The sequence below is a fragment of the Micrococcus sp. HG099 genome, from assembly GCF_024723355.1.
Taxonomy (GTDB): domain Bacteria; phylum Actinomycetota; class Actinomycetes; order Actinomycetales; family Micrococcaceae; genus Micrococcus; species Micrococcus endophyticus.
On the sequence record NZ_JANQCJ010000113.1, the window covers coordinates 1 to 7,605 of the forward strand.

The 7,605-nt window shown below is 73.2% G+C and carries 6 protein-coding genes and 1 pseudogene; 3 read left to right on the plus strand and 4 right to left on the minus strand.

Going from position 1 to position 7,605, the window contains the following annotated elements; all coding sequences use genetic code 11:
- Positions 1-614, plus strand: a pseudogene (locus NWP10_RS09500) (protein kinase); the annotation flags it as partial.
- A 96-nt stretch (positions 615-710) separates the two neighbouring features.
- On the opposite strand, the gene NWP10_RS09505 reads toward NWP10_RS09500, so the two are convergent.
- The 4 genes from NWP10_RS09505 to NWP10_RS09520 form a co-directional block, all read right to left on the minus strand.
- Positions 711-1,085: a hypothetical protein gene (locus NWP10_RS09505; RefSeq protein WP_017489043.1), complete on the minus strand. Its 375-nt coding sequence runs from the start codon at positions 1,083-1,085 to the stop codon at positions 711-713.
- A 19-nt stretch (positions 1,086-1,104) separates the two neighbouring features.
- A complete protein-coding gene (gene sucB, locus NWP10_RS09510) occupies positions 1,105-2,961 on the minus strand; it encodes a 2-oxoglutarate dehydrogenase, E2 component, dihydrolipoamide succinyltransferase (RefSeq protein WP_258300727.1) in 1,857 nt (618 codons plus the stop codon).
- 109 nt (positions 2,962-3,070) lie between these two features.
- Positions 3,071-4,450, minus strand: a complete 1,380-nt coding sequence (lpdA, locus tag NWP10_RS09515) for a dihydrolipoyl dehydrogenase (RefSeq protein WP_258300728.1) — start codon at positions 4,448-4,450, stop codon at positions 3,071-3,073.
- A gap of 115 nt (positions 4,451-4,565) precedes the next feature.
- Complete coding sequence (locus tag NWP10_RS09520; RefSeq protein WP_258300729.1) at positions 4,566-6,098, minus strand: leucyl aminopeptidase; 1,533 nt, start codon at positions 6,096-6,098, stop codon at positions 4,566-4,568.
- Between the two features lie 234 nt (positions 6,099-6,332).
- Here NWP10_RS09520 and NWP10_RS09525 point away from each other — a divergent pair, with 234 nt between their 5' ends.
- The gene (locus tag NWP10_RS09525) at positions 6,333-7,289 is read left to right on the plus strand and encodes a PAC2 family protein (protein WP_258300730.1); all 957 of its coding nucleotides are present in this window, start codon (positions 6,333-6,335) and stop codon (positions 7,287-7,289) included.
- 36 nt (positions 7,290-7,325) lie between these two features.
- The coding region (locus tag NWP10_RS09530) for a DUF4192 family protein (RefSeq protein ID WP_258300732.1) at positions 7,326-7,605 on the plus strand (280 nt) is incomplete at its 3' end.

Sequence of the window (7,605 nt, forward strand, 5' to 3'; positions counted from 1 at the left end):
GGCTGGCGGCGGTCGCCGGGTCCGGCCCGGGGGAGCCGATCGGTGCGGCGTCGTCGACCTCGCCGGCCGTCGCGCCGGCGCCGGGCACGGGAGGGGAGCCCGTCGAGGAGGAGCCCGCGTCCGCAGACGAGCCCGTCCCCGCGGGCGAGGCGGATGACGCGAGCGAGGCGGACGAAGCGGAGGACCTGGCCTCGGCGCTCGAGGCGATCGGCCGGGCACGCACCGCCGCCCTGACCGACCCGCGGCCCGAGCGGGTGGGCGCTTACGCCGTGCCGGGGGCGCCGGCCTGGGAGGCGGACCGGGAGCTGCAGCGCCGGCTCGCGGAGGACGGGTTCGCCTTCTCGGGGCTCGAGGTGCGCCTCGAGGCGGCGGGCCCGGCGCGCCGCGACGACGACGGCGCCCTGCGCCTGCCCGCCCTCGTGCACACCTCCGCCCACACGGTCCTGGACCGGCAGGGCCGGAGGGCCGCGCAGGTCGCGCCCGCCCAGGACGCCGTGACGCTCGTGCTGCGCCGTCAGGACCCCGCCGCGTCCGGGTCGGACCCGGGGTCCGCGGCCCCCGAGTCCGTGCCGGCGGTCGGCGCGTGGCGGGTGGAGACCCTCGAGCCCCGCTGAGCCGTGCCCTGACGCACGGACGCCGCGGGCCCGCGGGGAGGATCTCCCCGCGGGCCCGCGGCGTCGAGGCGGCACGGCCTCAGCCGAGCCGACCGGTCACTGGAGGAAGACGGCGACCAGGATGTTCACCAGCCCCAGCCCGCCGACGGCGTGGGCCAGGCCCGTGGGCACGACCTCGCCGCGGTTGGATTTGCGGCGGCCGAGCAGGGCCGCGACGAACACGGCCGCGCCGAGCAGCAGCTTGATGCCCAGCCACAGGTGGTTGGGCGAGCCGCCCCAGCCCATCGCCTCGCGCGCGGCCGGGATCGAGACGATCGCCGCCATGGCCAGGCCGGAGAGGATCATGCCCACCGAGCCCCACCACTGGGACGCGGTGACGGTCGGGTTCTTGAAGTGGGCGAACCAGCCGCCCACGATCGCGGCCACCGAGATGAGATGGATCGCGAGCAGGATCATCAGCACGTACTGCATGGTCTCCGGGGGTCCTTCCTCAGAGGCCCAGCTCGTGGGCGAACTCGCCCGCCTCGAGGCGCTGGCGCAGCGCCATGAGGAAGCGGCCGGCGTCCGCCCCGTCCACCAGGCGGTGGTCGTAGGTGAGCGACAGGTACATCATGTGGCGGATGGCGATGGTGTCGTTGCCGTCGGCATCGGCCACCACCATGGGCCGCTTCACGATCGCACCGGTGCCGAGGATGGCCACCTGCGGCTGGTTGATGATCGGGGTGTCGAACAGGGCGCCCACGGAGCCGATGTTCGTGATGGAGAAGGTGCCGCCCGAGAGCTCGTCCGGGGAGATCTTGTTCGTGCGCGTGCGATCCGCCACGTCCGCGATCTTCTGGGCGATGCCCGTGAGGTTCAGGGAGCCGGCGTCCTTGATGACGGGCACCAGCAGGCCCTTCTCGGTGTCCACGGCGATCGCGATGTCCTCGGACGCGTGGTAGGTGATCTCCTTGTTGTCCTCGGAGAACGACGCGTTGAGCTTCGGGTGCTGCTTGAGCGCCTCGGCCACGGCCTTCGTGATGAACGGCAGGTAGGTGAGCTTGACGCCCGCCTGCTGCTGGAAGGAGGCTTTGGCCTTCTGGCGCAGCTGCACGATGCGGGTCACGTCCACCTCGTGCACCTGGGTCAGCTGCGTGGACAGGTCCAGGGACTCGCGCATGCGCTGGGCGATGACCTGGCGGATGCGCGGGGCCTTCTCCACCTCGCCGCGGACCGAGGGGTCCACGGAGGAGGCGACGGCCGGGGCCGAGGACGCGGCGGCCGCCTGCTCCTTCGAGCCCTGCTCCTGCGCGGGGGCGGACTCGGCGGAGTCGGCCTGCTGGGCCAGCGCGGCGGCGAGTACGTCCTGCTTGCGGATGCGGCCGCCGACGCCGGTGCCGCGGACCGTGGAGAGGTCCACGTCGTTCTGGTGGGCCAGGCGGCGCACCAGCGGGGTCACGTAGCCCTGGCCGGGCTCGGTGGCCTCGGGAGCGTCGGCCGCAGCGGCCTTCTCCTGCTCGGCGGACTCCTCGCGGGAGGCCTTCTCGGAGGCGGAGGCCTCGGGGGCCTTCTCCTCCTTCTCCTCGCCGGCGTCCTGAGCCGCCTCCTCGGTCTCCTCGCCGGTCTCGGCCTCGGTGGCCTCGTCCTCGATCTCCTCGGCGGAGGCCTCGTCCTGGGCGGAATCGTCGGAGGAGTCCGAGGAGCCGCCGGCGGAGCCGGAGCCCACCAGGGCGAGCACGGCGCCGACCTCGACGGTCTCGTCCTCCTCGGCGCGGATCTCCAGCAGGGTGCCGGCCACGGGAGAGGGGATCTCGGTGTCGACCTTGTCGGTGGAGACTTCGAGCAGCGGCTCGTCGACCTCGACCTCGTCGCCCACGGCCTTGAGCCAGCGGGTGACGGTGCCCTCGGTGACGGACTCGCCCAGCGCGGGCAGGGTCACCTCGGAGGCGTCGCCGCCGGACGCGCCGCCGGAGGACTTCTCCTCGGAGTCCTGCGTGGAGGAGCGCTCCTCGGGGGCGGGCTCGCCCTCGGGCTCCTGCTGCTCCTCGTCCTCCTGGGCCTCCTCGGCCGCGGGCTCCTCGGACGCCTCGGCCTGCGCGTCGTCGTCGGACTCGGAGGAGCCGCCGCCGTCGCCGTCGCCGATGGTCGCCAGCGGGGCGCCGACCTCCACGGTCTCGTCCTCCTCGGCCAGGATCTCCTGGAGCACGCCGGCCACCGGGGAGGGGATCTCGGTGTCCACCTTGTCGGTGGAGACCTCCACCAGGGGCTCGTCGACGGCGACCTCGTCGCCGACGGCCTTGAGCCAGCGGGTCACGGTGCCCTCGGTGACGGACTCACCGAGTGCGGGCAGGTTCACGGTTTCGGACATGGGACCGTCTCTCCTCACGGGGGTGGCGCGGCGGCGGTACGGCCGCCGCGCCGGGGGTGGGTGTGATGGGGACCGACGGACGGTCCCCGGATGTGTCGGGCGGGTCGGCTCAGCCGTGCAGCGGGTGGCCGAACAGGGCCATCGCGGCCTCGCCGAGCGCCTCGTTCTGCGTCGGGTGGGCGTGCACGAACTGGGCGACGTCCTCCGGGTAGGCCTCCCAGTTCACGATGAGCTGCGCCTCGCCGATCTGCTCGCCGATGCGCTTGCCGATGCCGTGGACGCCCACGATCGGGCCGTTCTTCTGGCGCACCATCTTGATGATGCCGCCGGTGCCCAGGATCGAGGACTTGCCGTTGCCGGCGAGGTTGTACTCGACGACCTCGACGTTGTCCTTGCCGAACTTCTCCTCGGCCTTGGGCTGGGTGTAGCCCACGGACATGATCTCCGGCTCGGTGAAGGTGACCTTGGGGATGTTGATGTCCTCGACCACCATCGGGGAGTTCCCGGCGATCTCCTCGGCCACGAAGATGCCCTGCTGGTAGCCGCGGTGGGCCAGCTGCAGGCCGGGGACGATGTCGCCCACGGCGTAGATGCTGCCGACGCCGGTGTGCAGGCGCTCGTCGGTGATCACGAAGCCGCGATCCATCGTGATCCCCTGCTCCTCGTAGCCGAGACCCTCGGTGTTCGGGCCGCGGCCTACGGCGACGAGGCAGACCTCGGCCTCGAACTCCTTGCCGTCCGCCAGGGTCACCTTGACGCCCGAGTCGGTCTCCTCGACCTTGTCGAAGAAGGTGCCCAGGTTGGTCTTGATGCCCTTCTTCTTGAACTCGCGGGCGAGCACCTTGATGATCGCCGGGTCCTCGTTGGGGACCAGGGTCTCCAGGCCCTCGATGATGGTGACCTCGACGCCGAAGGAGTTCCACAGGGAGGCGAACTCGGAGCCGATGACGCCGCCGCCGAGCACGATGGCCGACTTCGGGGTGTAGTCCAGCTCGAGGGCCTCGGTGGAGGTCATGATCTTCTTCGAGATCGGCAGGCCCATGGTCTTGGCCACGGAGCCGGAGGCGAGCACGATGTTCTCGGCCTTGTAGCGGATGCCGTCGACCTCGACCTCGTTCTTCGAGACGAGCTTGCCCTCGCCCTCGATGACCTGGACCTTGCGCATCTTCAGCAGGCCGGTGAGGCCCTTGTACTTGCCGGCGACGATGCCGTCCTTGTAGTCGCGCACCTTGGCCATGTCCACGGACTCGAGGGTCGCGTTGACGCCGAACTTGGCGGAGTTGCGGGTCTCGTCGGCCACCTCGGCGGCGTGGAGGTAGGCCTTGGTGGGGATGCAGCCCCAGTGCAGGCAGGTGCCGCCGAGCTTGGACTTCTCCACGAGGGCCACGGACTTGCCGTGCTGCACGGAACGCAGGGCTGCGGCGTACCCGGCGGAGCCACCGCCGAGGACGAGGACGTCGAATTCCTGAGCGGTTGCCGAATCGGCCACGGTGTTGCTCCTTGATGCTGGGTTCGATGGAACGTGGTGTTGCTGCTTCACCGTCGCCCCGGTCGGCCGGCGGCGGGCCGGCCGACCTCTCGGGCGACGGACATCGGGGACAACCTTACCGGCCGCGCCCCTCGATGAGACCCATCAGGGTTCGCACCATCACGCCGGTCGCGTCCTGCGGGGTGTAGCCGTGGGCGGCCGACTCATTGAAGGACGGGCCGGCGATGTCGAGGTGGGCCCACGGGGTGCGGGGGGCGTCCTCCTCGCCGGTGCGGCCGGCGTCGACGAACTCGCGGAGGAAGGCCGCGGCGGTCATCATGCCGCCGAAGCGGTCGCCCATGTTGGAGATGTCCGCGACCCGGGAGTTCAGGGACGCGCGCTGGTTCTCCGGGATGGGCATGGCCCAGGCCAGCTCGCCCACGCGGTCGGCGGCCTCGACGACCTCGGTGCGCAGGGCGTCGTCGCCCATCACGCCGGTGTAGCGGGTGCCCAGGGCGACCATCTGCGCGCCGGTGAGGGTGGCGACGTCGAGCACGGCGTCCGGGCGCTCGTCCGTGGCGGCGACGAGGGCGTCGGCCATGACCACGCGGCCCTCGGCGTCGGTGTTCATGATCTCCACCGTCTTGCCGCCGTACATGGTGACGACGTCGGACGGGCGGATCGCGGTGTCCGAGGGCATGTTCTCGGCCAGCGCCAGCCAGCCGGTCACCTTGACCGGCACGTCGAGGGCGGCTGCGGCGCGGACCACGGCGAACACGGTGGCGGCGCCGGCCATGTCCGACTTCATGGTCATCATCGACGCGGCCGGCTTCAGCGAGATGCCGCCGGTGTCGAAGGTGATGCCCTTGCCCACGAGGGCGATGTGCGCCTTCGCCTCCGCCGGGGCGTGCTCGATGCGCACGAGGCGCGGCGGGCGGGAGGAGCCCTGGCCGATGGCCAGGATGCCGCCGAAGCCCTCGGCGGTCAGGCGCTCCTCGTCCCAGACGTCCACGCTCACGGAGGAGCCGGAGAGGTCCTGCGCGACGGCGTCGGCGAAGGTGCCGGGGTACAGGTGGGAGGGGGCGGTGTTCACGAGGTCGCGCACGGCGCAGACGGCGTCGCCCAGCACGGCGGCCCGGCGCAGGGCCGACTCGGCCTCCTCGGCGCCGAGGGCGGTGACGAACTCGAGGCCGCGGACCGGGCGGGACTTCTCCGCCTCCTCACGGGCCTTCTCGGACTTCAGGGCGGTGAACGCGTAGGCGCCCATCGAGGCGCCCTCGGCCACGGCGGACAGGCGCTGCGCGGTATCGGCGGGCAGGGCCAGGGCGACGGCGTCCGTGCCGGCCAGGGAGCGCACGGCCACGCCGGCCGCGCGGCGCAGGGCCTCGTCCGAGATCTCGCCGTCGTCGTCCAGCGGGCCCACGCCCACGAGCACGAGCATCGGCACCGGCGAGCCGCCCAGGCCCGGCAGGCGGTGCACCTCGTCCTGGGCGCCGCGCACGCCGAGCAGGTCAAAGGAGGCCTCGAGGGCGGAGGCGGCCGGGGCGTCCAGCGCGTCCGTCAGCAGCACGGGGCCGTCCGGGCCGGTCCCCACCCCCACCACGAGGGCCGAGGCGCTCACGTCCTCCAGGGTGCGGGCGGTCAGGGTCGGGCGGTCCAGGGTGATCACGGACGGGCCTCTCTTCCGGGGGTCTCGGGAATGCGCCCGGCGGGGTGGGCCGGGCCGTCCCGCGTCATCCTAGCCACCGGCCTCGCGCCGCGGTCCAGGGCGCGCGGGCGCGGAATAGGCGGACCCGGCCCCGTGGTTGACTGACGAGACAGGACGCGGGAGGCGCCGCTGCGTCGCCCTCGCGGGGCCGCAGGCCTCCCGCGGGGACAGGACCACGGACGAAGGGGACCCGACGTGCAGGACGCCGCTCCGATCTACACGCGACACGAGGCCGAGGCCGTGCCGCCGGGGCTCGCCCTGCTCGTGACCCTCACCGGGCACATGGACGCGGGCCGCGTCAGCCGCCAGGTGCGTACCGCCCTGAGCGAGCACCTGGAGCATCGCACCGTGGCCTCCTTCGACGTGGACTCCATGTTCGACTACCGCGCCCGCCGCCCCCGCCTGCGCTTCGACCGGGACCGCTACCGGGACCTGCGGCTGCCCACCCTGGAGGTGCAGCTCGTGGAGGACCTGATCGGCCACCCGTTCCTGCTCCTGGCCGGGCCCGAGCCCGACTTCCGCTGGCAGGCCGTCGTCGAGGCCGTGCTGGACCTCGCCGAGGAGTGGCAGGTGGACTCCCTGACCTTCCTCGACGCCGCGCCGCTGCCCGTGCCCCACACCCGGCGGATCGGCGTGACCACGCACGGCACCCGGGCCGAGGCCGTCGAGGGGCTGTCCACGTGGAGCCCGGAGGCGGAGATCGTCTCGGGGCTGCTCCAGATGCTCGAGCTGCGCGCGGACGAGGCCGGGATCCCCACGGCCGGCTACACGGTGCACGTGCCGCACTACGTGGCCGAGGCGTCCTTCCCGCAGGCCGCGGTCGCCGCCCTCGAGTACGCCGGCGCGGCCATGGGGCTCATGCTGCCCTCGGACGACCTGCGGGACGCCTCCCGCGAGATCGAGGCCGAGCTGGAGCGGCAGGTCTCCGGCTCGGAGGAGGTCCAGCAGATGATCGCCGGGCTGGAGCGCAACTTCGACCAGAACGCCGAGGACCAGGAGCGCTCCCTCCTGGAGACGGAGGAGGGCCTGCCCGACGGCGACGAGCTCGCCTCCGCCGTGGAGGCGTACCTCGCCGGCCGGGCCGGCCCGGACGGGTCCGCTCCTGCACAGGAGGACGGACCGCCCCGCCCGTCCACCGACGACGAGCGCTGACCCGCCGCGGACGGCCCGGGCCGCCAGGGTGGCGGCATGGAACCCGCCGCCTCCCTCGACGTCCCCGTCCTCCCCGCCCGCGGCCCGGAGGACCTCCTCGCCTACGCCGGCCACGCCCTGGGCCGGCTGCCGGCCGGCAGCCTGCTGCTCATCACCCTCGCCGCGGGGCGCCTGCGCGCCGTGGTCCGCGTCGACCTGCCCGAGCACTCTCCCGCGCCCGCCCCGCCCGATCCAGCGGAGGCGGTCGAGTGGGCCCGCGCGGTGGCTGGGGTCTGCCGCCGGGACGCCGAGGCCGACGCCGTCCTGGCCCTCGCCC

What these genes read in the sequence shown, in the direction of transcription:
- NWP10_RS09505 (WP_017489043.1), bottom strand. Translation starts at nt 1,085, where the DNA reads ATGCAGTACGTGCTGATGATCCTGCTCGCGATCCATCTCATCTCGGTG.
- sucB (WP_258300727.1), bottom strand. Translation starts at nt 2,961, where the DNA reads ATGTCCGAAACCGTGAACCTGCCCGCACTCGGTGAGTCCGTCACCGAG.